General features: G+C 39.3%; 24 protein-coding genes. 9 read left to right on the forward strand and 15 right to left on the reverse strand.

The window, feature by feature from the left end; translation table 11 throughout:
* The first annotated feature begins 32 nt into the window (after positions 1-32).
* A complete protein-coding gene (locus F777_RS0102215) occupies positions 33-710 on the forward strand; it encodes a HipA family kinase (RefSeq protein WP_026750617.1) in 678 nt (225 codons plus the stop codon).
* A gap of 136 nt (positions 711-846) precedes the next feature.
* Complete coding sequence (locus tag F777_RS0102220) at positions 847-1,767, forward strand: DUF3037 domain-containing protein (RefSeq protein WP_026750618.1); 921 nt, start codon at positions 847-849, stop codon at positions 1,765-1,767.
* Between the two features lie 21 nt (positions 1,768-1,788).
* Here the strand turns inward: F777_RS0102220 and F777_RS18475 are convergent, their stop codons facing one another.
* The 10 genes from F777_RS18475 to F777_RS0102270 all read right to left on the reverse strand — a co-directional run bounded on the left by F777_RS18475 (position 1,789) and on the right by F777_RS0102270 (position 14,186).
* Positions 1,789-1,923: a hypothetical protein gene (locus F777_RS18475; protein WP_255326237.1), complete on the reverse strand. Its 135-nt coding sequence runs from the start codon at positions 1,921-1,923 to the stop codon at positions 1,789-1,791.
* 52 nt (positions 1,924-1,975) lie between these two features.
* Positions 1,976-5,092, reverse strand: coding sequence for a type I restriction endonuclease subunit R (locus F777_RS0102230; protein ID WP_026750619.1), 3,117 nt, complete (start codon positions 5,090-5,092; stop codon positions 1,976-1,978).
* Complete coding sequence (locus tag F777_RS0102235; RefSeq protein ID WP_026750620.1) at positions 5,085-6,278, reverse strand: restriction endonuclease subunit S; 1,194 nt, start codon at positions 6,276-6,278, stop codon at positions 5,085-5,087. Before F777_RS0102235 ends, F777_RS0102230 begins: the two co-directional genes overlap by 8 nt.
* Entirely contained in the window at positions 6,275-7,837 is a 1,563-nt protein-coding gene (locus F777_RS0102240; protein WP_026750621.1) for a type I restriction-modification system subunit M, read from the reverse strand. The genes F777_RS0102235 and F777_RS0102240 overlap by 4 nt, the downstream gene beginning before the upstream one ends.
* 27 nt (positions 7,838-7,864) lie before the next feature.
* On the reverse strand, positions 7,865-8,674 hold the full coding sequence (locus tag F777_RS0102245) for a nucleotidyl transferase AbiEii/AbiGii toxin family protein (protein WP_026750622.1): 810 nt from the start codon (positions 8,672-8,674) through the stop codon (positions 7,865-7,867).
* The gene (locus F777_RS0102250; protein WP_026750623.1) at positions 8,671-9,492 is read right to left on the reverse strand and encodes a type IV toxin-antitoxin system AbiEi family antitoxin domain-containing protein; all 822 of its coding nucleotides are present in this window, start codon (positions 9,490-9,492) and stop codon (positions 8,671-8,673) included. The genes F777_RS0102245 and F777_RS0102250 overlap by 4 nt, the downstream gene beginning before the upstream one ends.
* A 52-nt stretch (positions 9,493-9,544) precedes the next feature.
* Positions 9,545-10,864 (reverse strand): DUF2779 domain-containing protein, encoded by a 1,320-nt coding sequence (locus F777_RS0102255; RefSeq protein ID WP_161631472.1) that lies wholly within the window; start codon positions 10,862-10,864, stop codon positions 9,545-9,547.
* A gap of 48 nt (positions 10,865-10,912) precedes the next feature.
* Entirely contained in the window at positions 10,913-11,752 is an 840-nt protein-coding gene (gene dinD, locus F777_RS0102260) for a DNA damage-inducible protein D (protein ID WP_026750625.1), read from the reverse strand.
* Between the two features lie 60 nt (positions 11,753-11,812).
* The gene (rmuC, locus tag F777_RS15410; protein WP_037369041.1) at positions 11,813-13,117 is read right to left on the reverse strand and encodes a DNA recombination protein RmuC; all 1,305 of its coding nucleotides are present in this window, start codon (positions 13,115-13,117) and stop codon (positions 11,813-11,815) included.
* Positions 13,118-13,193: 76 nt separating this feature from the next.
* Positions 13,194-14,186: a helix-turn-helix transcriptional regulator gene (locus F777_RS0102270; RefSeq protein ID WP_026750626.1), complete on the reverse strand. Its 993-nt coding sequence runs from the start codon at positions 14,184-14,186 to the stop codon at positions 13,194-13,196.
* Positions 14,187-14,369: 183 nt separating this feature from the next.
* Here F777_RS0102270 and F777_RS0102275 point away from each other — a divergent pair, with 183 nt between their 5' ends.
* The 4 genes from F777_RS0102275 (at position 14,370) to F777_RS0102290 (ending at position 16,606) form a co-directional block, all read left to right on the forward strand.
* Positions 14,370-15,098: a hypothetical protein gene (locus tag F777_RS0102275; protein WP_026750627.1), complete on the forward strand. Its 729-nt coding sequence runs from the start codon at positions 14,370-14,372 to the stop codon at positions 15,096-15,098.
* Positions 15,099-15,208: 110 nt separating this feature from the next.
* Complete coding sequence (locus F777_RS0102280) at positions 15,209-15,727, forward strand: hypothetical protein (RefSeq protein WP_026750628.1); 519 nt, start codon at positions 15,209-15,211, stop codon at positions 15,725-15,727.
* Positions 15,705-16,175 carry a helix-turn-helix domain-containing protein gene (locus F777_RS17125; RefSeq protein ID WP_081720445.1) on the forward strand — a complete coding sequence of 157 codons (471 nt, stop codon included), beginning with the start codon at positions 15,705-15,707 and terminating at the stop codon, positions 16,173-16,175. The genes F777_RS0102280 and F777_RS17125 overlap by 23 nt, the downstream gene beginning before the upstream one ends.
* Positions 16,172-16,606, forward strand: coding sequence for a hypothetical protein (locus F777_RS0102290; protein ID WP_026750629.1), 435 nt, complete (start codon positions 16,172-16,174; stop codon positions 16,604-16,606). Before F777_RS17125 ends, F777_RS0102290 begins: the two co-directional genes overlap by 4 nt.
* On the opposite strand, the gene F777_RS0102295 is transcribed toward F777_RS0102290, so the two are convergent.
* Together F777_RS0102295 and F777_RS17130 are read right to left on the reverse strand one after the other, a co-directional pair.
* Positions 16,596-16,820, reverse strand: a complete 225-nt coding sequence (locus F777_RS0102295; protein WP_026750630.1) for a hypothetical protein — start codon at positions 16,818-16,820, stop codon at positions 16,596-16,598. The two genes, F777_RS0102290 and F777_RS0102295, sit on opposite strands and share 11 nt — an antisense overlap.
* Before the next feature lie 11 nt (positions 16,821-16,831).
* Positions 16,832-18,511, reverse strand: coding sequence for an ATP-binding protein (locus tag F777_RS17130; RefSeq protein WP_051408372.1), 1,680 nt, complete (start codon positions 18,509-18,511; stop codon positions 16,832-16,834).
* 91 nt (positions 18,512-18,602) lie between these two features.
* Between F777_RS17130 and F777_RS0102305 the strand changes: the two genes are divergently transcribed.
* Both F777_RS0102305 and F777_RS0102310 read left to right on the forward strand, forming a co-directional pair.
* Entirely contained in the window at positions 18,603-19,397 is a 795-nt protein-coding gene (locus tag F777_RS0102305) for a hypothetical protein (RefSeq protein ID WP_026750631.1), read from the forward strand.
* Positions 19,398-19,493: 96 nt separating this feature from the next.
* Positions 19,494-20,966: a Fic family protein gene (locus tag F777_RS0102310; RefSeq protein WP_026750632.1), complete on the forward strand. Its 1,473-nt coding sequence runs from the start codon at positions 19,494-19,496 to the stop codon at positions 20,964-20,966.
* Between the two features lie 8 nt (positions 20,967-20,974).
* Here F777_RS0102310 and F777_RS0102315 read toward each other — a convergent pair whose 3' ends face one another.
* Entirely contained in the window at positions 20,975-21,799 is an 825-nt protein-coding gene (locus tag F777_RS0102315) for a glycoside hydrolase family 16 protein (protein ID WP_037369043.1), read from the reverse strand.
* A 79-nt stretch (positions 21,800-21,878) separates the two neighbouring features.
* Here F777_RS0102315 and F777_RS0102320 point away from each other — a divergent pair, with 79 nt between their 5' ends.
* Positions 21,879-22,307, forward strand: coding sequence for a DUF6526 family protein (locus F777_RS0102320; RefSeq protein WP_026750634.1), 429 nt, complete (start codon positions 21,879-21,881; stop codon positions 22,305-22,307).
* A gap of 3 nt (positions 22,308-22,310) precedes the next feature.
* Here the strand turns inward: F777_RS0102320 and F777_RS15425 are convergent, their stop codons facing one another.
* Both F777_RS15425 and F777_RS0102330 read right to left on the reverse strand, forming a co-directional pair.
* On the reverse strand, positions 22,311-24,077 hold the full coding sequence (locus tag F777_RS15425; protein WP_037369046.1) for a DUF885 family protein: 1,767 nt from the start codon (positions 24,075-24,077) through the stop codon (positions 22,311-22,313).
* A gap of 84 nt (positions 24,078-24,161) precedes the next feature.
* Complete coding sequence (locus tag F777_RS0102330) at positions 24,162-25,163, reverse strand: 4-hydroxyproline epimerase (RefSeq protein ID WP_026750635.1); 1,002 nt, start codon at positions 25,161-25,163, stop codon at positions 24,162-24,164.
* Positions 25,164-25,174: the final 11 nt, after the last annotated feature.

Here is a 25,174-nt window from a genome sequence, read left to right on the forward strand (position 1 = left end):
ATATTTACTATATTTATATGAAAAGTTTATAATTGAACATTCTTTCAGCAACAAAATTCCATGGGTTTATTGAAAAGGGAGGGAGTACAATTCCCTGGAAAGTAACATTGAGAAATTTTAAAGGAGAAGAAAATGCCTACATAGTTAAAGTTTTTAAAAAATCCGTCAACAATCAGCAATTTGCAACGGCTAAAGAGTTTTATGGCAATATTTTAGCAAAGGAATTTGACTTACTAGTGCCTGAATGTGCTTTTGCCGATTTTACTCAATCCTTTATAAAAATTTCTCTTGGAAAAAATGAAAGAAGGTTTTTACAATCGAAAGACCAAAATCTAAAATTTGCTTCTAGATATATTGAAGGGGCTCCGGTTTTTTCAAATTTATTACATCGCAATGTTTTAAAGGAATATGATTTTGCACAAGTTTATGCTTTTGACTTCCTTTGTGCTAATCTTGACAGAGGAGGATTTAGAAATAAGCCCAATTTATTAATTGATGACGATGATATTATTCTAATTGATCATGAACAAACTTTTCCATTTATAGATAGTCAAAGTGGCTTTGAAAAGTTTATGGAAGATTTTAAAAATGAAACAACATACTATCAATATCAAAAACACATATTTTATCCATATTTGTTAGCCTTAAGAACAAAAGCGAAAAGAAATTTATTTGATGGTTTTTTTGAATATTTAAAAATTTTAATGTAAATCCATTAATTAGTTCCGCAAAACAAATGGAATCTTTAGGTATTAATACTGGAAATTGGAAAAACTTAGTTAATTACCTTTCGGAGATCAAAGATAATAGACAAAAGTTTTGTAAGTTACTCCTTAAGTCAATAGCATGAACAATTCATATACATATAGCCTTTTACAATATAGACATTCACAGCTACTGGAAGAGGTTCTTAATGTTGGTATAATAGTATTTTATCCGACAGAACAAAAGCTTTTTTTTCTCTTTCCCGATAGACTAGCTAGATTAAGATTCGCATACCCTAACGTGCCAGAAAAAATTATACGGTCTTATTGCAAAGCATTTGAATCTAGAGCAAAAGAAATAAGTAGTAAACCAGAATTTTTTGCTAATCACGATTTAATAAATTCGTTTGATAGATTTCTAAATGATGAGTTTCTGCCAGATGATAGTAGCTCTTTACAATTTTCAGCACCTAAATTAGGGTTGAATGAACAGAACTCTTTTCAAATAATTAATAATCAGCTATATAACTTTTATTTTACTGTTTTTGAGCATCATGGAGAAATAACAAAACGAATTGATGAACTTTTTTTGATTAACAGATACAAAAATCTTATAAGAACACTTGATAAAGAAATATTAGATAAAAATAATACCAAAATTAAACTTGACTATATAATTAAGCCTTCAAATGAAAATGAAATAAAATTTGATTTGGCTTGGAAAAGTGATTTCATTAACCTGGTTAAGCCTGTTAGTTTTGATGTAAAAAGAAAAGAAACTTTACAAAAGAAGGCCTATTTCAATTTTGGACAATTTTCAGCGATTGAAGAATATGCAGAAAACAATAAATTAAAATTTGATTTGATTTTAGCAAGACCAAAACTTAGGGAGTTATACAAGTCTTATGATGAAGCTATCAAATTATTAGGCAAAACCAAGCATGTAACTTTAATAGATTCTAATGAACTTGAAAATTTTACAAAAAAAACAGTTACTGAAATAAAATATAGAAGCTTTAATTTTAAGTTTTGTAGAATAATATTTTGTAGCCTCAATTATTAATGAATGTAAGTACCTCTAATATCAAACAGTTTTAATTAGAGAATAATCATTTTTAATACGTTTTGCTTCAAAGACTTTCTGAATGTCTTTTTCTAATTTGAAGGGCTTTTCTTTTACCTCCTTGAGTTTACCTGTTTGATTGATGTATAATGCCATATCATTTCTTTATTTCAGTATTTCGTCATCGAGTTGGTTTAGCCTATGAATACTATTCTAACATACTGCCTGAAATATCCCAGAATCTGTTGAAGAATGCTTTTATCTTCTCAATAACGGTTTCCCTTTTCTGAGTTCTTTCGCCAGTAGGTGTAAACCTGGAAACAGGTGGCAGAATCTTTGCCAATCCCGTACCTGTCGTTTGCACATATCCATCCCTGAAAGCATTTTGTACAAACTTGTAAGTTTGTTCCTTATCCAGACTTTCCTCAGCAATAATCTGATCTAACTCCTCCATTTTTTTGCTTTCAACAAATTGTTGCCAATCGTCAGCAACCTTGGTGGCAGGATTGAGTGATTGAATGAACTTTTCAATCAGGTCCTTTTTGTTCCTCAATTCTACGCTTGAGTCAATTGCCTTGTTGATACTGATGATTATCTCTTTATCCCTCAAATGACCTTCATGATATTTTCTGATAAGCTCTAAAATGTAGTCGATGTTAATCTCAACCTGCTTTATCAACTCCATTTCAAACACTATATCATCATTTACATTCTCAGCATCACCAGTATTTCTGTTGCGGAACTCGTGATAAAGATTAATGTACATGCTGTGGTAGTCCTGTACATCTCTTTCAGTGAGTATTTCCCTTCCTGCAAACTCATCAAAAGTGGTGAGTATATTTTTTGCTTTCAGGATAGAACCATACAAGCGGATAAAGGCTTTCTGATTTTGTTCTCCTATTATTTGTTCACCAACTGGAAATTTGGCAGTGAGTTCATTAATGAGTGAAACATATCCCGGATAGTTTTTTTCACCATCCTTATAGCCATTATAATATTCATCGAAGGTTTTGAGTAAGACAATTCCACCGGCTTCTTTGTCACCAAATAATGCGATGCTTTCATTGGTGGCCTTCTCTAAGTTTCGGAAGCAAACAATATTTCCAAAGGTCTTTACTGAATTTAAAATGCGGTTGGTTCTGGAATATGCCTGCAGCAAACCGTGTAATCTAAGGTTTTTATCTACCCAAAGTGTATTGAGAGTAGTAGCATCAAAACCCGTCAGGAACATATTTACTACAATGAGCAAATCAATTTCCCTGTTCTTCATTCTCAGAGATACATCCTTATAGTAGTTCTGGAATTTCTCCGTTGATGTATCGTAATTGGTTTTGAAAATCTGGTTGTAATCGCTGATTGCTTTTTCCAGAAAATCTCTATCTGAAACACTCAGCCCTTCTGTACCTTCTGAGTTCTCATCAAGCAAACCATCTTCATCATCATCATTCACACCAAAGCTGAATATGGTGGCTACTTTCAAACGCTGTAATTCGGGCAAGCTGATTTGTTGCGTTTTGAACTCATTGTAGTAAAGCCTGGCAAAGTCAATGGAACTAACTGCAAATATTGAATTGAAGCCAGAGAGTCTAATTTTCTGCTTTACTTCTTCAATTTTGTTACGGTCCTTTGCAGAAACAACTTCGTAAATATTTTTTAAGGAAGTAAAGCTGTAAGGCTTGCTGTTACGCTTTGTCTTCTGGTCGAAATGTTCTAAAATGTAGGTTACCACATTGCTTATGCGTTGCGGTGCTGCCAATGCCCTTTCCCTGTCTATATCCCAAACTTTTTCATCTTTAATTTCTTCCTGCTCCTTCATGGTTCGTATATAGTCAATACGAAACGGCAGTACATTTTTATCGTTGATGGCATCTACAATGGTGTAGGTATGCAGCTTTTGACCAAATGCCTGTTCGGTGGTTTTTAAATCAGGTTTGTTGCTGCTGCTGGCATTAATAGCAAATATGGGTGTGCCGGTAAAGCCGAACAGAAAATATTTCTTAAAGGCTTTGGTGATTGCCTTGTGCATATCACCAAACTGCGAACGATGGCATTCATCGAAGATGATTACAATGGGCTGAGTAAAAGCGAGGTGATTCTTTTCTTTCTTTATCAGAATGGAAAGTTTCTGAATGGTAGTGATGATGATGTTTGCTTTAGGGTCGCTGAGTTGCTTCTTTAAAATAGATGTATTGGTATTGCTGTTGGCTGCTCCTTTTTCAAACTTGTCATACTCCTTCATGGTTTGATAGTCCAGGTCTTTCCTGTCTACCACAAAGAGCACTTTGGTTATGAATGGCAGTTTACTGGCCAATTGTGCCGTTTTGAAGGATGTCAATGTTTTTCCACTGCCTGTAGTATGCCATATATATCCACCGGCATCAATACTGCCATAGCTTTTATAGTTATTGGCTACATTGATTCGTCCTAAAATTCGTTCGGTAGCCACAATCTGGTAAGGACGCATGGCCAACAAGAGTTTGTCTGTTGTAAACACACAATACTTGCAAAGGATATTTAAAAGGGTGTGCTTGGCAAAAAAGGTGCGACCAAAATCCATCAGGTCTGTTATCGGTCGGTTATTGGCATCTGCCCACCACGAGGTAAACTCAAAGCTGTTGCTGGTGCGTTTTTTACTGGAAGCGGCTCTTTGGGTTTGCTCTTTGATATGGGAAAAACGGGTGGTGTTGCTGTAATACTTGGTATAAGTACCGTTAGATATAACGAATAGCTGAACATACTCAAACAAACCTGAGCCACTCCAGAATGATTCCCTGTTATAGCGGTTAATCTGGTTGAAGGCTTCTTTAATATCTACCCCTCGTTTCTTTAACTCAATATGCACTAAAGGCAAACCGTTTACCAGAACAGTAACATCATAACGATTGGGACGCTGCCCATCAGCCACTTCATATTGATTGATTACCTGCAACTGATTGTTATGGATATTGGATTTATCCAACAGGTAAATGTTCTTTTTAGAGCCATCATCACAATCCAGTATTTGGATATGGTCTTCCTGTATCAGTGTTGTTTTTTCCTCGATACCGCTATTGGGGTTTGCAATTTTGCTTTTAAAGAAATGATCCCACTCTTTATCGCTAAAAGTGAAGTTGTTCAACTTTTGTAATTGCACACGAAGATTATTGACCAATGCCGCTTCGCTGGCGATGGTTAAATAGTCGTAAGCCTGACCTTGCAGCAATTGGATGAATGCTTTCTCCAACTGGTCTTCTGTTTGGTAGGCTGTTTCTCTTTTGTAGGGAGACTGGTATTCCGCTACAACGGTACTTTCAGGATTTTCAGCAACTATATTGTATTTATCCATTGGCTACCTCTTTAAATGTCAATAATCTGTTTCGATAATATTCGTACTGCTTTCTGCGGCCTTCTATTTCTGCCGGTATTCCTACAGAAATATCATTTATCAAAACATGAAACTTATCCAATATGGAAGCAATGCGTATTTGCTCTTCCATTGGAGGAACAGGTATTTTGGCTTTACTTAAACCTGCCGCATTGATAGAGGAAATTTTACCAGAAGAGATATACCGCTTTATCTGGGAATGAAACAGGCCTGTTTGTGTAAAATGCGACACATAGTTGGGATGCATATTATGGCTGAATGAAAAACAGGCATCATGAATTACCACATCCTCATCACCATGCCAGGCAACACCTTGCCCTATATCTTCAATGGTTTCACCGGCTGCCACTATGATTACATCCCCCTTTTTGGCAACTCTTAATTTCGCTGCTAATTCAGGCTCCAAAAATGACTTCGCTTCTTTAGCCCAAATCTTATAGTGTGTGTACATTTCACCGTAGTGAATGCAGGGTACACCGGATGTAACAATATCTGTTTTCACAAATCGCTTACCTCTGGTAAATTCACCTAATTCACCCAATGTTTTCCACTCTACTTCTTTGCCTTCGAAACCCAGCAGGCTATCTCTATAATAAGTATATTGCGTTTTCCTAGCTTCCAATTCAGCTTCCAATTCAGCTTCCAATTCAGCTTCCAATTCAGCTTCCAATTCAGTGAACAAGTCAAGGGCTTTGACTATTTCTACTTGCACTTCGAGAGGGGGGATTGGGATTGAAAATTGTTCAATCATCGGTTTCCGAATTGAACTTACCGTTGCATTAACCGCCTTTTGAAATATGAATTTTTTAAAGTTTACCATCATATAGAAATAGGCAAACTTTGTCTGTAGCTTATTGGTTAAGAAATGTATTCGATAAGCTCTCTGATGAAGCGAATATTTTCCATTCATATAATGGAATATCTCTCCAATTCCACCTTCTCCTGGTATTATTATAGCTTCTTCATCGAATTCATAGGTATCAATTTTTTTGATAAACTTCGACCGAACAAATAATGGAAATTTTCCATTAAGAATTGCTTCGTTACCATTTTTACTTCCCGTGCCTACTTCCGCAATCTCCTTCAACTTCTTGTACTCCACCCCTTCAGGACAATGTTTCAATATCATTTCTTCTATTCTGCTCATAAATCACCTCCTTCTAAATCAGCAATAATTTCATCAATAGCTAAACGCAGTTTATTCTGCCTAATTACTATTTCAGCAATGTGGGCATTCAGTTTTTCGATGTCCACTTCTTCGCTGGTATTCTCCTGCTCCACATAACTGCTTACCGCAATATTGTAATCGTTTTCAGCGATGTCGCTATTCAATACGAGTTTGGCAAAATGAGCCTCGTCCTTCCTTTCAATGTAGGCATTGAGTATTTGCTTCCGGTAATCATCCGTTAGCTTATTCTTGTTGCCTACACGTACCGATAGTTGCGAAGCATCTATAAACAAAGTGGCATTATCCTTCTTGCTTTTCTTCAACACGATAATGCAGGTAGCGATCGTAGTACCAAAAAACAAATCAGGTGGCAACTGTATTACCGCATCAACATAATTGTTATCAATCAGGTATTTGCGTATTTTCTGCTCTGCACCACCCCGGTACAACACACCGGGAAACTCAACAATAGCGGCTGTACCGGAAGTAGACAACCAATGCAGCATGTGCAAGGTAAAAGCAAGGTCGGCCTTGCTTTTGGGAGCCAATACGCCAGCCGGAGCAAAGCGAGGGTCATTAATCAAAAGCGGGTTTGCATCGCCTTCCCATTTTATGGAATAAGGCGGATTGGAAACAATGGCATCAAAGGGTTCATCATCCCAATGCTTCGGGTCTGTCAAGGTATCACCGTGTGCAATATCAAACTTCTCATAGTTGATGTCGTGCAAAAACATGTTGATGCGGCAAAGGTTGTAGGTGGTAATGTTTACCTCTTGCCCAAAAAAGCCTTGCCGTACATTTTCTTTGCCCAATACTTTGGCAAACTTCAACAACAAGGAACCAGAACCACAAGCCGGGTCATATACTTTGTTCACCTGCTTTTTACCAACTACGGTTATTTCCGCCAACAACTCAGATACTTCCTGCGGGGTAAAAAATTCACCACCAGATTTACCGGCATTGCTGGCATACATGGTCATCAGGAACTCATACGCATCTCCAAACGCATCAATGCTATTGTCCTGATAATCGCCCAATTTCAAATCACCAATGGCATCCAGTATTTTAACCAGTGCTTCATTTCGCTTGGTAACAGTTGCACCCAGTTTATTGCTGTTCACATCCAGGTCATCGAACAGACCTTTGAGGTCGTCTTCGCTTTCGGTGCCTTTCGCTGAGTGCTCAATATTCTTGAATACACGGCTCAGTGTTTCATTAAGATTTTCATCTGTCTTCGCCTTTTTACGAACGTTGACAAATAACTCAGATGGCAGGATATAAAAGCCTTTCTCCTTCACCGTATCCACTCTGCCCAATTCGGCATCCTTATCCGAAATATCGGCATAGTTGAAGTTCTTATGGCCGGTACGCTGTTCTTCCTTGTTAATGTAGGATGTAAGGTTCTCTGAGATGAACCGATAGAATAACATACCCAATACATAGGTTTTAAAATCCCAGCCATCAACGCTGCCTCTCAAATCATTTGCTATTTGCCAGATGGTGCGGTGCAGTTCATCTCTTTCTAATTCTCTTGCCATTGTTTATGTGTTAGTTCAAAATTCGTTTTAGATTTTTCTACTTTCTTCAATTTTCTCCAGCAACTCTGCCCTCACCAAATCAAAAGCGGTTTGCTGATCGTACTTTTCTGTAGGGCGAATCAGGGCCGCTATGTCGCCTGTAAATTCATCGTCCTGCATTTTGGCCTCCATATTATGCAGATATACTTTTTGTGTAGGAGGTTCATCCACTACAAAATCCATATAGGCATGATAGCATTGCAGCAAGGCTTCTTTGTTGATGTCGGGCACATGCACCAGTGCCTTGTACATATCGTATAAATCCCGGCCTTTTCTGCGTTGGTATAATGCCCTCAGCTTTGTGCCTAACAGTTCTTCCAAGCGGTAGGTGGTGATGTTGCAAGAACCGGTGAACCATGAAGACTTTACTTCAAAAGGAAATTGCTGATAGCCTAATACGGTGAAATGCTCCCGGCAATTGGTTTCTACTTTCAGGCGGAGGTTTTGAACCGGAGGGAACTCTGATTCAAAACGATAATGCAGGGTAAAATTGTTTTCCTTTTGCTTGCGGGCTGGGTCACCCAAAAAAGCCAGCCTTTCTCTTAACCTATCCACTACAGGACCAAATGGTTCTGCTGTGATCTGCACTAAATCAATATCCTCAGAATAACGGGGTTGGGGGCTTAAATACAATTTATGTAAAGCAGTGCCGCCTCTGAATGCAAGGCTTTTGGCCAGAAACTCATCGGAAAAAATCTCTACCAAGGCACGGCAAATCACCAGGTCTTGTTCTACCTGTTCGTTGGTTTGCCAAGGCACCTGATTGGCCCATTCTGTTATGTATGCCTGTGGTATCATTCGTCAATCTCTATTTCTGTGTTTACAATTACTTTCCATCTTTCGTCTGATGCAAAACCCTTTGCCGGGGCTGAGGCTTTCAATGGTATCCTAAACAAACTCGCCTTGTTATTTTGCAAGGCCATGTATAAGGCATTGGCCAGCGGCTGATTGTCAAATATTTTATCCAGTAGATAGCCCAAACGCTGCAAGGCGGTTACAGGAACATGCTGCAACAGGTTGCTATTGAAAGCATCGGGTTGAATACTTTCGGCTAACTCTGACAAAACAGTAGCTACTCTGTTAATTCCGCCTACCCGCTTAGCGTATTGTATCAGGTCGGTTGCTGTAAGAGCCGGATTAGATATTTTTAAATATCCTGCTTCTGTTTTTCGGGTGTCTAACAGTGGTTCCGGTATTTCCTTTTTGCTGATGTAGTTTATTTTCAGCCCCTTTTTCTGCATAGGCCGCAGCACAGGAAAACCTGTTACTACAAAAAACTCCTGTGGTTGCTGATGCGATGCCCCATGATAGGCGGCTGCATTTAATAATGCCAGATAATAGGGCCGATCTAATTCCTTCATAAAGGCATCTAAAAACAAAGTGGGGGGTAGTATCCCTTTTGACCTGTATTGGGGCGTTATAATCAGGTAATAACCTTTGTGGATGGAAATAATTAGCTCTTTTTCAACTAATCTTTTTAACGAAGACTTTAATGCTACTTCAGATTTTCCTTTAAATTCTTTCTTTAATTTTTCTAATGAAAACATGAATTGACCTCTGGATAATAAACTAGTTACCCAGATATCAAGTGTTTTATTAGAATTTTTATCGCTCATTAAAGTTATTTTTTGCGTAAAGTACCGATTTTAGGCCTTTTTTGCAAATTTTTTATCTTTTCCTCAACACCTCCAATAACTTCACCATGGCCAAAGTATCCAGCTTACAATATTCCAGTAAAGCTGCCCTGGTTCGTTCTACATCATCAGGGTTCTGGGTATGCTGTAAATGATAAAAAGCATTACTGGCATCGGTTCCGTTTCCAATCGTTAATTCATTGTAAGACAATTCCGGCACCAAAGCAGGTAATACTTTTTTAATAGTCCACTTACCTTGCATTTCTGGTGTACGATAATCTTTTCTAAACGGCTTCATTAAATCAACAATTCTATCAATCACATTTTGAATTGCTTCGGCATGTTGTGGATGCTCATTCATCAATTCAGTTAATCTCGGCTTTTCAAATGAAATATTGTACACCAGCACGGTTCCTTGAGTACCCAATACACCCAATAAACTTTCAATAAACTCCAAAGAGGAGCTATGTGTTCCTTCTGCTAAATAAGCATTATGTTCTGGTTCAACTCCTGGCGCTCTCTCTACATGCACGGAATACTGAAAACATACCTGCCGGAAAGGCCAGTGACCATCGTATTCCGGAACAACAGTCCGCCAACTTTCAAAATCAATATGATAAATAGGATATTCCAGTTGTGATAAAAATGCTTTAATCGCTCCATGATTTACATACGGCTCACCGAAGTCTACTTCCTCTTCGTCATCAATTCCTTGATAACAATAGCCCAGAAAGTCACAATTGTAAGGCTTATAGCAATGATCGCCTACTTCAACTTCCGGCATTTCAGTTTTATTGGCCACAACCGTTTTTAATGCAAGGCCCTTTTCATGGATAAACTCCTGCATTAGCAACAAACGATCCAACACCGACTCAGAAGTAAACAGCTCTTGTACATTCAAATCAGCGAATCGCACATAGTCGGTATTCAAGTGCACAATACTAAAATCGGCTAACTCTAATCCTGCTTGTGTTATTACATAATATTGAAAAGCCGCATCGGGTATATGTGGTGGCTTAACTGATCCTGTACTCTTCACTTCATAGGCATACCATTGATTACCCTGCTTCACCAATATATCTACAGCACAGAGTAAGCCCTCATACTGAAATGCGGCTTCATAAATAATATCTCTTCCTTCGGCGATATATCTTGCCGTATCCACTACTGATTGCTGGTAGGCATATGGTGTTTCAGGGCGCGCGTCTACTCCCCCGGGGAACAATTGTTCCGCTAGTTTTCCTACATCAGTTCCCCTTTGAAAAATCGCTTCCTGCTCCTCATCCATTTCGTCTCTTACCTCTGGCCTATACTTATGCAGCCACAATCGTTTGGGGCACTGGCATCCATACATGAAGGTCGATTTAGATAAAATATGACGAGGAGGAAGGGGCATTATTGTTTATTTCTTTTTATTCTTTTTGGTTAATAATTTTTTATCGGCAGATTTCACTCTTCGCTCTAGTTTCTTAATATCTTCTTCGGGTGATAGATTTTCTGGTTTAATTCCACTTTTACCTAGTAGTTCTCTTACGTCTTTATTATTTTTAACATGCTCCTCTGTTATAATAGACTCACCTTTTAAATCATTTTGAGTTACGTTGAAATTAGTAATCTCTGTTGCCAACTGCTTCGCTGTAATAGTAATAGTTGGTAGAAAGTCTGCTAATGGCCTATTTTCGGCAATACCAAGTTTTCTCTTCATTGCACTGGTGTTATTTCCACCAAACAATGCCCAATCACCCTTGCTTCTTATATTAGCAAACCCTTTATTATCTACCCCTCGTTCATAGATATTTTTTGATAATTCTATTTCGGTAGCTGCGAGTTTCTCTCTAGCGTGAAGTCTTTCTTTTAATCGAATATGCTCTTCGAGTAATTCTTGTTTTCTAGTTTGAACGGCAAAATAGCTTTGAGCAAATGCGATTTGTTCTTTCTTTGGGTCCCCATTCTGTGCTATTAAATAACAGGCATAACGAGTAAGCATAAAATCTTCTTGCTTTCTCTCAGCTCCTGAACCAAGTTTGACCATTTTGTTGACGTCAACGAAATGGTCGGAAACCGCTTCGCCAGTAGTTTTACAGCTTTCTTTTGCTTTTTCAATGGCGTTCAAAAAATTTCTCCAATCTGTATATCCCAAGAGTACCTGTAACTCTCTAGCTAACCAGTATTCAAGACCATCTTGCTCATAAGCGCTCTCTTCAAAAGACTTATTTAATTTTATAATTGTAGCTTTTTCCATACCCATAATTTAATATAATTTATTTTTCAACTATGACAAATCCGCCATAATTAGAACCCGCTATTTCAATTCATAAATAATCTTATCCGGTATCTGCTTCTGCGCAGCAGCACCCATTTTTTTCAGGTCTTCCATTTGCTTGATCACATTGCCTCTTCCAGTACTCAACTGACCCAGAGCTTTATCATAAGCCGCCTGTGCGTTCTTTATATTATTACCCACACTCTCCATGCTCTCTAAGAACAATACAAACTTGTCGTACATACCGCCTGCTTTCATAGCGATTTCAATGGCGTTCTGGTTTTGTTGTTCTACTTTCCATAGATCTGCAATGATTTTTAAAACGGCCAGTAAATTGGTGGGGCTTACCAACATGATATTTTTATCATAGGCATACTTCCATAAGTTTGTGTCCTTTTTTACTGCTTCTAAAAATGCGGGTTCAATGGGAACAAAGAGCAATACATAATCCAGGGCCTTGGCATACTTGGGATAATTTTTTTTGCTCAGTCCATCAATATGCGACTTCAACGAACTCAAGTGAAGGCTCAATGCGCGACTGCGTTCTGTTTCATCCTCACTGTTCACGTATTGTTCCCAATGAATCAGAGATACTTTAGAATCGATAATAATCGTTCGCTGATCAGGATACTTCACCATGACATCGGGCTGTAAGCCTCGTCCCTCCTCATCTTTAATCACATTCCCTCCGGCATCCCGGATAAATTCCTGTGTAAAAAACTGACTGCCTTTTACCAGCCCGCTGTTTTCTAAAATACTTTCCAATAACATTTCCCCCCAGTTACCCTGGGTTTTATTATTGCCTTTTAGTGCAGTCGTTAAATTGTTGGCTTCCTGACTTACCTGCTGACTCATGGTAATCAAACGGTCTATCTCTGCTTTCAACACATGACGATCCTTGGCTTCGGCCACATACACATCGTCTACTTTTTTCTTGAATTCACCCAATTCGGTTTTGAAGGGCTTTAGGAGTTCCCCAATTTTTTCCTCGCTTTTCACGCGAAGCTGCTCGGTATTGCTCTGCATTACTTTATGCGCTATTTCTGCAAACTCCAGTTTCAGTTGGGCACTCAAAGACTCACTGTTTTGCTGAGCCTGCTTTAAAGCCTGCTGGCTCATTTCCAACTGGGCTTCCTTTTTGGAAAGATTACTCAACAACTGATCGCGTTCAGTTTGCAGCAAAGCCCTGAAACTGAGCTGTTCCTGCAGCTGCATTTCTTTTTGCTTCAACTGTTCCTGATAAACAGTCAACTGCGCCGCATTGCGGGACTTTACAAAAAATAAGGTGGCTAAAATGGATAACAATACCAATCCACCTCCAATAATAATTACCATCGGGTCCATAGTCATTTATTTCAAACAAATATAAGCGGGGGGGTCTGCCACCTATTGGCAGACTGGTAACAATTGGGGAGGATGTTTAAGCGTACAGTGCAGCCATTTCTTGCGCTGTGGCTTGTATGGTATTTGCTAATTTTTGGGGTGATACAACTTTTACCTGTTTTCCATACGATAATATGGTCATAACTAACTCAGTGGTAAGATACACATGATATGCTAATTCAACAAATTCATCCGTCTGCTTTAACACTTGTTGTGAATGATGTAGCGGCTGATTCAAAATAAAGGGTGCCTGATAGGCCGTGAACCGCAACACCACTCTTTCTGCCTCCGCATCGTGAATCTGTGTAATGCCAAAAGAGTATTTGAAAAAGTCAGCCGGATTAAATCCCTCCACCTTAATATATTTTGCATCACTGGCTGCAATATCTTTAATTCGATCCAGTGCAAATACCAGCAGGTTCTTACCTCTGTCCGAATAACCCACCACATACCAGCAGTTGCGATACTCTTTTAATAAGTGTGCCGAAAATTGGTGCAGCTTGGCTTCCCGTCCATAGCCCTGATACGTAATGGCCAGGGGTTGTTGATGGATAATACTCTGTAACAATTGCTCCAGGTATGGATTGTTCTGCGGCCGCACGGGCTCTTCCACCTGTAAAAACTGTCGTTGCTCTATGCCCGCTATTTTACTGATTCTATATCCTTCTATTACTTTATTAATGGCATTCTCAAATTGCTGAAAAATTTTGGTTCCCCTTATCTGTTGGAGCAAAGCTGTAGAGATATCCAGCGCCTCTCTTTCTTCAACCGTCAGCGGAAATTCAGCAATTGAAAAATCCGGATCACTGTAGGCATAGCCACCTCTTGCCTTATCATACACAATTGGGGCATTGTACAACTGCTTCATCGCTGCCAGATCCTTGTTCAGCATGGAAATGGAAATAGTAGTATCCAGCTGCTGCTCAATTTTTTCCTGCAAATACTCCAGCGTTGGGTAGGGATGCATGGTATTGGTTAAACACCCATCAATAATACGATAACGAACTCCGGCAGATTTAATTTTTGGCATACCCCACTTAGATCAAATGTTAAAACTTTCAGTCATCCAATAGGTGGCAGACACCCGGCTTAGGTTTGCCTTGTCAATAGCCTGGTTTATTATTTCGGGGGGGATGATGGCCGGTGCTATTGACACTATTTGCTATAAAAATAGGGATTGTTTGCAATCTTCCCTGTTACTTAATTTTACCCCTTGATATTTCCATTTAACATAGGAGTCAACAGCAACAACGAGCCACAATGTATAGACCTGGCTGCAGTGCCGCTATTGATGTTTTCCTATACGGATAGCCAGGAGCTCCTTCCTTATTTTTTGCAATTGCAGGAATCCTTTTTTTCCGGGGGGAGCACAACTGCCGAAACAGCGCAAAGCCATTTCTTGATTGGTCATAGCCGCTATGGCCTTGCCCATGCTTCTGATTGGGCAACTCATTTTACAGACGAACCCGAAAAAGGGAGCCATATTTCCAGGGCCAGATTATTGCAATCGGTTTTGCGGGAAATGCAATTCAGGGCTAGGGTAATGAAGCAAAAAAAAATCGACAGTTTCGAGAGGTATCATTCCCTAAACTTGTGGAATACCATAAAAATGCCTTACAGGCTCTTACTCATAGACGATATCTGGAACCTGGTGAAAGCCAAACCCGATTCTTTATCCATCAGCCTATTCCGAATCCTGCTGAACGGACCATCAGTAGGCATTCACACCCTCATGGGCAGCAATATCTCTTATAGAAACTTGCTGCAACATTTGATTAGTTTAAATCCCCCAATCAGAAAAATGTTGCAGGAAAAATACGGTATCCCCGAACCCACTCAAATCAGTGCCATTGCTCAGGAACTTATTCTTACACCCGACAGGCTGGTGTTTTATAAAAAGCCCGGCCAAGGCAGTTTAGAAAAATTTTATCCGCTAAAGTAAAAACAAACATAAGCTTAATATTTTACTTATAAGTAAATTTTAATCGCATATTTTACCATTATTTGAAAAATAAATGTATTTTCAGTGCCTAAATTTTATTTTTAACTAAAGTGAACTACGAAATCGTTGAAATTGAACCTTTTAGTGGAAGCGCATCGAAAGTTTACTCAATCATCCCAGAGGGGGAAGAAAAAACCTTATTTGACAGTTTTCTTGAAGAACATAGTCTTCGGTATAAAACAGAATTAAAAGAAATTCTAAAAAGATTAAAACAGATAGGACATAGCACTGGCGCCAGGGTGAATTTTTTTAAACCAGAGGGGGATTCTGTATTTGTAAAAAAATGGGGGGAGTATGTTTATGCTCTTTATGATGAAGAAGAAAGTAATCTTAGACTTTACTGTATAAGATTTTCAAATGTAGCAGTTATTCTAGGTGGTGGTGGATTCAAAGACAAATCAATCAGGCAATGGCAGGAAGATCCAAAACTATCAAACGAAGTCAGATTAATGATGGCCTATGCAGAGAGCATATTAAAACAACTAGATGAAAAAGAGCTTTATTGGTCAGTTGATGGAAAAGAATTAGAGGGAAATTTAAAAAACTATGACAATGACGAAGAAGACTAAAGCCAGAAAACATAGTAGTTCAATTATAAATGAACTGTTAAATGAAGTTACTCCATTAGAAATGGAGCAAACAAAAGTTAAAATGCAACTTGCCGTTAAGATTGAAGATATGCTTACGATTAAGGGTTGGAGCAAATCCAAGTTGGCAGAATTAGTTGGAAAAAACCCTTCAGAGATCACCAAGTGGCTAAGCGGAACTCAAAATTTTACTGTTGATATTTTAACAGAGATTGCTTATGCATTTGATATTAATATTTATGAATTGCTTAAGCCGAATAGCGAGCAGGTCATATTTAGAAAAAGATTGGTTGTAAAATCAAGCAAAAGCAATCAACAAATAAATGTAAGTGCACAGTATGTTTATCCTAGCGACTTGTCGGGAGGCTCTGTCTTAACCTTTCAAGAAAATCAAATTGCTTATTCATCCAATTATACTGTTTCAAAATGAATACCACTCAAACTAGAGAAGTGAATATTGAAATGCAAATAAAAGCAATAGAATTATTGAATAGTGCTATCATATTGCCACCAAATGTTAACACTCCTATTTCAAATTTTAATTTCAACATAAATATTGAAAGCAAAGTCGATGCAAGCAAAAATTTGATGTTTGTAACAGTGAATGTTGAAATAAAGAATGATGATCAATCTTTAACTGTCGGAAGTATTTCTGTTAGGTGCATTTATGAAATATTTAATTTTATTGAGGTAATCAAGATTGATAATGACGGGAAAGTTGACTTACCAGCCAAACTAGTTGAAACGCTAAATATCATTTCAATCTCAACAACCAGGGGCGTTATGTTTTCAACGTTCAAAGGAACTTTTCTACATCATGCCTTTCTTCCAATAATTGACCCTAAAATGCTCATTTCTTAGACTTCCCGGTATTAAAGGCCAGCATCACAATAAACAGACAGGCAAATAGTCCTGCAAATAGCACAAACAGGGCAATACCTAAGACAATCTGTATAGTAATGCGCAGCCATTTTGTTTTAATAAAAGAAGTTGCGTGTAGCATCCCTTGCAGGAAAATGGCAAATATATCTGAAGTGGCTACAAGAGCCGCCAATACCAGAAGTGCAAAAAACATAAGTATGAGTTTTAGGATGCTTTGGATAAAAAGCCTATGGGGGTTGGCTTATGCTTGCTCAAAGTAGATAGCTCTTCTTCACAGAACTTCGGCAACAGATCATATAGTTGAATATGGGGTTGAAGCAGTTGCTCTACCATTATTTTTTTATTGATATTCATCAATTGCGCACCTGTTAGTTCATATTGTTCATTCAATTGCTCCAAAAATGGGATGGACATTTGCGGGTAATGGTGCTGGAGCATTTTCAATCGAACTTCCTTATCCGGATTCTTAAATTCTACCTTGTATAAAAATCTTCTGTTAAAAGCATCGTCCAGGCTAGCTGGCAAATTGGTGGTGGCAATAAAGATTCCCTCAAAATCTTCTAAATATTGTAGAAGAATATTTTGCATGGAGTTATTCATCTGATCCACGCTACTGTTTACATTTATTCTCTTTCCAATTAAAGCATCGGCCTCATTGAATAATAGGATAGGATGCAAATCAAAATGTTTTTTTGCGGCTTCATATTCCTTAAATATTTTTCGAATATTTTTTTCGGATTCTCCAACATACATATTTCTAATAGATGCCGTATCTGCCATTAAAATATGTCTGCGGGTTTGTAAAGCCAACTGCTTTACCAATGCGGTCTTTCCTGTTCCGGGTGATCCATGAAATAATAAAGTGAACCCTTTATTGCTGCCTTTAATACGATTACGCAAGTGCTCATAATTAGGTTCTTGCATGGCATTTGCAAGGGTGGCAATTTGTTTTGCAATAGGTTCGTTATAGAACAGTGGCTCAAGTTCTACTTTTTCATTTTCAATTAAGTTGCAAACCCTGCTATGAAACATTTTTTTCTTCACCAAGTTGCCCTCATGAAAAAACTGCTCATAGGTTTTGGGAGCAATAAACCCATAGTCGCATTGCATAAACTGCTTGTTTTCTAACTCAATTAGTTCATTTAATAACAAGGGGCTATCGCCCGTTAGCAAACAGTTTTGAAAAAACAATGCCTCTTGTTTAGTTAATGCTGCATTCCCAATAATATTGGGTAGATTAGACATATCATTATTTTGTAAATATTCAACCCCTAGCATAAGCAATACTATTTTTTCGGTTGTAGACAAATTGAACTGATCCATCCATCTTAGCTCTTTAAAATGTTTGTTGGTAATCAATAAACTATCTACTTCAGCATGAAGGGCATCTCCGCTGATGGTTCCACTAGACCTTTGCTGTACCTGTTCTTCAATGGCATCAAGCAATTCAATAAAATTTTTTACAGGTTTAGTTTTTAATGCTTGTTTACTTCCTTTCAACAAACCCTCAATAGTTCTGGGATGAATCACCGCTGAAACAAACGCATCCATTCTTCCACTATGACTTTTTGGCCTTTCTTGCAATCTTTTCTTTTTTATCAATGAATAGATTGCTTGATTCATAGCTGGCAACTGTGCCAAATCGTTTCCAAAGTGTTCAATCAATTTATCCAGATACACAGTGTCGTCATTCAACGACTTATAGATATAATAGACCAGCACATACAATTCCGGTTCGTTCACACTAAAAAACTGAGACAACAATGCTACTTCTTGCTCAAGGTCTAATTCCTTTGCAGGTTTAATGCACTGGTTTCTGGTCTTGTTAAAAACAGTCTGACATGCTTGAAACAAGGCGGTTGGATTAAATTTTTTTGGGGACATAAATTGGCTTGAGATGCAAAGTTGATCTGGCACTTTACCATCTATTGGCAAACTGATTTCTCAAGTCAGAAGACTTTGTTAATTTCATTCTATGAGTTCAGGATTTTATACGGGCGCTTTCCTAGACCATGCATTGGCCACCGGACATTTCAGAATGGGGAATGATCTTTTTACCACCCAGGAGGTACAAATTGGTTATGAAGGCAGAAGAAGCATCACCGACATTGCTTTTTGGCTTAGGCTCAATCTAAGCAAGGCAAAAGAAACCAAAACAACCAAAAGAATCAGAAAGAAATGTGCCCGTTTCACTTTTACCATTGAGCCCGCCTATCTAAGTTCTGAAATTGAACTTTTGTATTACGAATATTACCTGTCCATCAACTTTGACGGATATTTTACCTGCACGGATTGTATTCCGGAAATGAATACCGAAAATGCCGGGTTCAATACTTTAATGATCCATATTCGCGATAAGGGTCGTTTAATTGGCGTTGGTTTTTTTGATATTGGCAAACAAGCCCTGATGTCTGTTCTCCATTTTTACCATCCCGATTATAAAAGATTCAGTATTGGTAAATACATCATGCTCCTGACCAAGGATTTTGCCCAAAGCCGAAAGATGGACTTTGTTTATCCCGGATACTTCCTGTTGGGTCAGTCCAAAATGGACTACAAGCTTTTCCCACAGAGGGAGGCCATGGAGGTCTACTTAACAGATGTCCAAACCTGGGAGCCGGTTGAAAAGTTCACCAAAATTGAACTGTACAACTACTATTTTAAAGAGATTTTGGGGGTGGATTTGATCCCAACTGATGATGTGGCGGCTTACTATAAGTCCCAAAAAGAGAAATTAGATGAGTTTGCACCGCCCGAACACCTATTCTAAAATATTTTCCTATTTCTAATTTTATTAATAAATTATTTTCCATAAATATCAGTTTTTCTTAAAAAAATTGTCTATTTTAATCATTCAATTGATTTAATGGAAAAAAATGGAGCTGCTGCTTTGGCCGAAATCGTCTTCGGATCGGCCAATTCTGGGGAATCTAAGCGGATTCAGCAACTGGTTCGCAAGGGTCTGGCTTATAAAATTGCTCCCCGTGTTTACACCACCAATCTTGCGGATAATACACATGCCATTGTTCGCAGAAACTGGTTTCGGATTCTTGCCCATTTGTATCCGGGAGCCGTTTTAAGCCACCGCTCCGCCCTGGAATGCAAACCCACCCCGAACGGTCATATTTTCCTTACTTATTTATACAACAAAGTGGTGGAACTGCCGGGATTAACCATCCACCTGTTCAAGGGTAAGGGCCCTATCCTGGACGACCAGCCCTTTTTCGAAAAGCTTTTTCGTTCTCAGGACGCCAGGGCTTTTCTGGAAAACTGCATGCCCATCCGAAAGTCGGAAGAAGCGGCAAAAACGCTAAAATCCACCGAAATTGCCCAAAAACTGGCCGAAATTCATCAAATTCACTCCAATTCTGCCCTGATTCGGCTAAAAGAGCAGGCCCGGGTTTTAGCCCCCCTTCTCGGTTTAGAGAAGGAATTTAAGCAGTTGAGTCTACTAATTAATGAAGAAATCAATGATTCGCCTGACAAGGTAAAACGCCAAGCCGGTTTGCTGGAAAACCTGCTGGGGAAACCCTTCCACCTGCCTACCATTCAAATCATGGAAGGCCTTTACCTGGCCCTGGCGGGAAAAAGTTTTCCCCTTTACACCGACCTGAACACCGCTACGGTTACTTACCAGCACTTTGCTTTTTTTGAAACTTATTTCTCCCAGTACCTGGCTGGCAATGAATTTGAACTGGCCGAAGCCCGTCATATTATTGAAACAGGTAGGGTGGTGGGTGGCAGAAAGGAAGACGGCGAAGATCTCCTGTTCAATTATCAGTTGGTGGCCAGCAAGAAAGAAATGGATTGCACCCCAAAATCAGGGGAGAACTTTCTGGCGATTCTGAAAAAACGCCATGCGCAGTTAATGGCTGCCCGGCCCAACAAGTACCCCGGTGAATTTAAAACCAGTAATAATCCCTCCGGAATAACAGAATGGGTTCCCTGGGATATGATTGAAGGTACTTTACTAAAAGGCTTCGATTGGTATCTTCTTTTACAAGACCCTTTTGCAAAAGCCATTTACCTGCATTGTCTCATTTCAGAAGTGAAGCCTTTCTGGGACGGTAACGAAATCATGGCTTTGATGATGATGAATGCCGAACTGTCTTCGAGGAATCTTTCCAAAATCATCATACCTATTGTGTATGCCGATGAATACCACAGGTCCTTACAAGAAAATTCCCAACAAAGAGACTGTGAAGGTTACATTCAATTGATGCTGAACATATATGCTTTTAGTGCTACTGTGTTGGGAAATACTAAAAATGAAATGGAGCGTTATTTACGTTCCTGTCATGCTTTCTATTTACCGAGTCAGGGTAAGCTTCGCTATTAATATAGTAGCTATTGATACACCCTCACATAATCCACAAACATTTTTTGTGGAAAAATGCTATCGTCTACACCCTTTGCTCCGCCCCAGTTTCCGCCTACTGCTATATTAATAAGCAAATGAAAACGTTGGTCAAATGGCCATTCATCTTTGCCCTTGCCTGTATTCTTAAACTCATTGCATAACTGGTCGTCAACATAGAATCGAATTTTGGTTGCATCCCATTCTATACTGTACACATGAAAAGCGGTTGACAAATCTTTAAAATTCAGTCCCTTGGTTTTCTGGGTTCCCTTCATGCCATTGAAGGCATTGGTGTGAACAGTTGCCAAAACAGAGTCTGGCCAGTAACCCACGTTTTCCATGATATCTATTTCTCCGCTATGCGGCCATCCGCCATATTTAGCATCGGTAGGCAACATCCAGATAGCAGGCCACATGCCACGTCCGGCGGGCAGTTTGGCGCGAACTTCAATGCGTCCGTACTTCCAGTCTCCCTTGTTTTTGGTTACCATTCTTGCACTGGTGTATCGGGCTTCTCCCATTTTTTCCTGGTGGGCTTCCACTACCAGCATTCCATTTTCCTGGCGTACATTCCTGGTATTTTTATGCGTATAATATTGTAACTCATTGTTTCCCCATCCGCAAATTTTAGGACAACCCATGGCGGTATCATAGCCCCATTTCTTTGCATCCGGCAAACCCTTTCCATTGAACTCATCGGACCATACCAGTTTTTTAAAAGGCTGAGCCAAAGCGACATCTGCGCTCATAAAAAACGCAACTGATAGAACAGCGGCTTTAATCAATCTGTTGAAAGGAGAAAATGAATACATCCGGCTATATTTTATACCCTAAATCTAACTAAGTTTAAAATGATGGGCAAAGGATTATATTTGAATCAAACAAACAACCATGAAACAACAGAATTATAAAAACCATTCCCAACTGGTATTTGGCTGGCATGGAATTACCTTCTTTGCTATTCTTGCCTTATTAATCGGCTCCTTTGTAAACCTGAGTCATTCAGCACCAGAAAATATCTATTCCGCTTCTTTGATTTGTGTGATAGCCGTGATCTGTGGTTTCTTCTTTGCCTATATCCGCATTTTTGCATTGAAAGCACAGGACAGAGCCATCAGAGCCGAAGAGAATCTTCGCCACTTTGCTTTAACGGGAAAATTATTACCTGCACAACTTCGCATAGGGCAAATCATTGCACTGCGTTTTGCATGCGACGAAGAGTTTCCTGCATTGGCCGCTAAAGCCGCTGCAGAAAACCTGTCGAATAAAGAAATTAAATTGAGCATCCAGCACTGGAGAGCAGACTGGTATCGCGTTTAGCTCCTACTGCTTTTCGTAAAAGCGCCAATTCGTAGCAAAATCTTCTGTGAGCGGCTGCTTGGTTAAAATGGCTCTTACCATTTCTACCGGCATAGCATTGAGTTTCATGACCTGGTCATGGAACTCTTTGTAGCTCATTTTCTTCGTGTCTACCAATTCTTTTTTCAACGCATAAAACTGACGACCGCCGGTTAAGTAAGCCAGCTGATACAATGGAGGATATCCACCTGTAAAAGATCTTCTTACTTCCCCTTCTGCATTCGCACGTTCGTGTCCTACTTTGTCTACCAAGAAATCAATACACTGTTGAGGGGTCCATTTGCTGGTATGATAATTCAAAGAGAAAATAATTCTGGCGCAACGGTGCATATGCCAGAACAACATGCCAATGCGGTCTTCCGGTGTTTTGGCAAACTGCAAATCCCATAAAATCAATTCCCAATAAAGTGCCCAGCCTTCGGACCAGAATGGCGTTCCAAAATTTCTATAGGTTCTGTTGCGCTGATTCACGAACTGCTGTAAATTGTGTCCGGCAATTAATTCATGATGCACCACCGCTTTTGAAAAATGCGGATTGTTTCCGCGCATACTCATCATTTTATCCGGATAGGTCATGGTATTAGTGGGATAGGAAATCAAAATATCGGCACCGCCTAAAAAGAAGGGAGCTACCAGTTGTCTCTCCGGACTCATCATCATCATGCCCCAGGTTTCTTCTGCTAATGGAGGGATGGTAATCAACTGATTTTTCTTTAAGAAGTCAATACTCTCATTGTATAATCTTAAAATCAGTTCTGGCTGCTTACCCTCAGGAACATATGTATTTTTCACTTTTTCCAATGCGGCTTTCCAGTCATTTCCAAAACCCATTTCTTTGGAAGCTTTCAGCATTTCAGCTTCGCACCAGGCAAATTCCTTATTGGCCACCTCAATTAATTCTTCCGGTGTGTAAGGAATCATTTCATTCTTTAACTGTCTGATCAAAGACTCTCTTCCTGCTTGTACCCCCACGATTCCACTTTTGTCTGACGCTGTTAAACTACTATTGGCCTTGGCTTTAAACGCATTGGCATATGCGGTTAAACTTTCATCCAAAGTCTTTTGTGTAACCGGTACCCACCAGCTAAACAAAGGATCGTATCCATTGTAAAATTCAAAAATGCTTTGTACGGCATTGCGTGCATTGGTAATAGCAGCTGTTGCGGCAGCCACTTCATCCGGTTCAATGCTGCTTACTTTTTTCAATTGATCCTGTAATTGTTTTACCTCGGTTACAATATCATTCCAGTCTTTAGCTACTGCTTTGGCATCGGGTTGACCACCTCTTCTTCTTACTTGCTCCAGCGCATATATTTTATCCGTGAATCCAATCCACTGCTTTACTTTTTGCAGGTTGGCCGCATCCAGATTCAGCTGCTCTAATCGGCTTGCCAAATCCCGTTTGAATAAAATATAATCAGCTTTACATTCCTGAGAAAGATTTTTAAAATTTACAGCAGCCAATTGTGCCTGATACTCCTTAATTAACTTTTGCAGTCTTTCATTTTTCTCGGGGGATCCAATACTCCAGTCTGCACCACCGCCGCGGGCATTGTTCAGGGCCGGACTATAGTAGCGGTTCAGAACCCTGCTGTCCGCATTGAATCGCTGAATCAATGTGGGCATCTCCTGACAAGGAATCCATTCATTTGCTGAAACCTGCGCATGTGATGAAACGGGCATGGTAGCAGAAATGGCTGCCATTCCGAAAGCTAATAATATACTTTTCATAAATCGCTTTTACGGTGATGTGAATTTTATTTCTATAACTATTCTTTTATGATTGTTTCAATATTCATGTATAATAACTACTTCTTAAATCACTTGAAACCCATGTGCATAAGGATCTTCGTCGTCAATAATAATGGTATTATATCCGGTAATTCTGGCCCATCCTTCTATACCAGGAATAATGGCAGGCTTTCCTGCTACAGTTGTAGTGCCTTCAATGGTACCATTGAAGATGGAACCAATAATACTTTCATGTACAAAAACATCTCCTTGTTTCAATAGGCCTTTTGTGTACCACTGCGCCATTCTAGCCGAAGTGCCCGTACCACAGGGAGAACGATCAATGGCTTTGTCTCCGTAAAAAACAGCATTGCGGGCTGTAGAACTTTCTTTCAAGGGTTTACCCGTCCATAGCAAATGGCTGAGTCCCTTAATATGTTCATTCTCCGGATGCACAAAAGAATAATGCTCGTTCAAATATTTTCTGCATTCACGGCTCCAGCTGATCAGTTGATCAGCGGTATAATGTTCCAGTCCGGGAAAATTTTCCTGTGGATCTACAATAGCATAAAAGTTTCCCCCATACGCAACATCCACATGAATCGTTCCTAATCCACTACACTCCACTTTTAAATCGGTGGCATATAAAAAAGCAGGTACATTGGTCAGCTTTACAGAATCTACTTTTTTTCCTGTTTGCTTGTATTCAATCAAGACCAGACCAGCCGGGGTTTCTATGCGAAGCTTACCCGGACCTTTCGGTTGTACCAGTCCTTCTTCAATGGCAATCGTAATGGTACCAATGGTTCCGTGTCCGCACATAGGGAGGCAGCCACTGGTTTCAATGTATAAAACACCAATATCATTTTGCGGATTGGTGGGTGGATACAAAATACTTCCACTCATCATATCATGACCGCGGGGTTCAAACATCAGTCCCTTTCTGATCCAGTCGTATTCACGCAAAAAATGCAACCTTCTTTCCATCATGGAATTTCCTTCCAGTAATGGACCACCGCCTGCAACCAGCCTTACCGGATTGCCACAAGTATGTGCATCTATACAAAAGAATTTTTTATGCGCCATAGGGTTGATAC

It is taken from the genome of Sediminibacterium sp. C3, assembly GCF_000508085.1.
GTDB lineage: Bacteria > Bacteroidota > Bacteroidia > Chitinophagales > Chitinophagaceae > Sediminibacterium.

Bases quoted from the DNA above. Each gene is read 5' to 3' on its own strand.
- F777_RS0102220 (WP_026750618.1), top strand. From the start codon at position 847: ATGAACAATTCATATACATATAGCCTTTTACAATATAGACATTCACAG.
- F777_RS18475 (WP_255326237.1), bottom strand. From the start codon at position 1,923: ATGGCATTATACATCAATCAAACAGGTAAACTCAAGGAGGTAAAAGAA.
- F777_RS0102230 (WP_026750619.1), bottom strand. From the start codon at position 5,092: ATGGATAAATACAATATAGTTGCTGAAAATCCTGAAAGTACCGTTGTA.
- F777_RS0102235 (WP_026750620.1), bottom strand. From the start codon at position 6,278: ATGAGCAGAATAGAAGAAATGATATTGAAACATTGTCCTGAAGGGGTG.
- F777_RS0102240 (WP_026750621.1), bottom strand. From the start codon at position 7,837: ATGGCAAGAGAATTAGAAAGAGATGAACTGCACCGCACCATCTGGCAA.
- F777_RS0102245 (WP_026750622.1), bottom strand. From the start codon at position 8,674: ATGATACCACAGGCATACATAACAGAATGGGCCAATCAGGTGCCTTGG.
- F777_RS0102250 (WP_026750623.1), bottom strand. From the start codon at position 9,492: ATGAGCGATAAAAATTCTAATAAAACACTTGATATCTGGGTAACTAGT.
- F777_RS0102255 (WP_161631472.1), bottom strand. From the start codon at position 10,864: ATGTATGGATGCCAGTGCCCCAAACGATTGTGGCTGCATAAGTATAGG.
- dinD (WP_026750625.1), bottom strand. From the start codon at position 11,752: ATGGAAAAAGCTACAATTATAAAATTAAATAAGTCTTTTGAAGAGAGC.
- rmuC (WP_037369041.1), bottom strand. From the start codon at position 13,117: ATGGACCCGATGGTAATTATTATTGGAGGTGGATTGGTATTGTTATCC.
- F777_RS0102270 (WP_026750626.1), bottom strand. From the start codon at position 14,186: ATGCCAAAAATTAAATCTGCCGGAGTTCGTTATCGTATTATTGATGGG.
- F777_RS17125 (WP_081720445.1), top strand. From the start codon at position 15,705: ATGACAATGACGAAGAAGACTAAAGCCAGAAAACATAGTAGTTCAATT.
- F777_RS0102290 (WP_026750629.1), top strand. From the start codon at position 16,172: ATGAATACCACTCAAACTAGAGAAGTGAATATTGAAATGCAAATAAAA.
- F777_RS0102295 (WP_026750630.1), bottom strand. From the start codon at position 16,820: ATGTTTTTTGCACTTCTGGTATTGGCGGCTCTTGTAGCCACTTCAGAT.
- F777_RS17130 (WP_051408372.1), bottom strand. From the start codon at position 18,511: ATGTCCCCAAAAAAATTTAATCCAACCGCCTTGTTTCAAGCATGTCAG.
- F777_RS0102305 (WP_026750631.1), top strand. From the start codon at position 18,603: ATGAGTTCAGGATTTTATACGGGCGCTTTCCTAGACCATGCATTGGCC.
- F777_RS0102310 (WP_026750632.1), top strand. From the start codon at position 19,494: ATGGAAAAAAATGGAGCTGCTGCTTTGGCCGAAATCGTCTTCGGATCG.
- F777_RS0102315 (WP_037369043.1), bottom strand. From the start codon at position 21,799: ATGTATTCATTTTCTCCTTTCAACAGATTGATTAAAGCCGCTGTTCTA.
- F777_RS0102320 (WP_026750634.1), top strand. From the start codon at position 21,879: ATGAAACAACAGAATTATAAAAACCATTCCCAACTGGTATTTGGCTGG.
- F777_RS15425 (WP_037369046.1), bottom strand. From the start codon at position 24,077: ATGAAAAGTATATTATTAGCTTTCGGAATGGCAGCCATTTCTGCTACC.
- F777_RS0102330 (WP_026750635.1), bottom strand. From the start codon at position 25,163: ATGGCGCATAAAAAATTCTTTTGTATAGATGCACATACTTGTGGCAAT.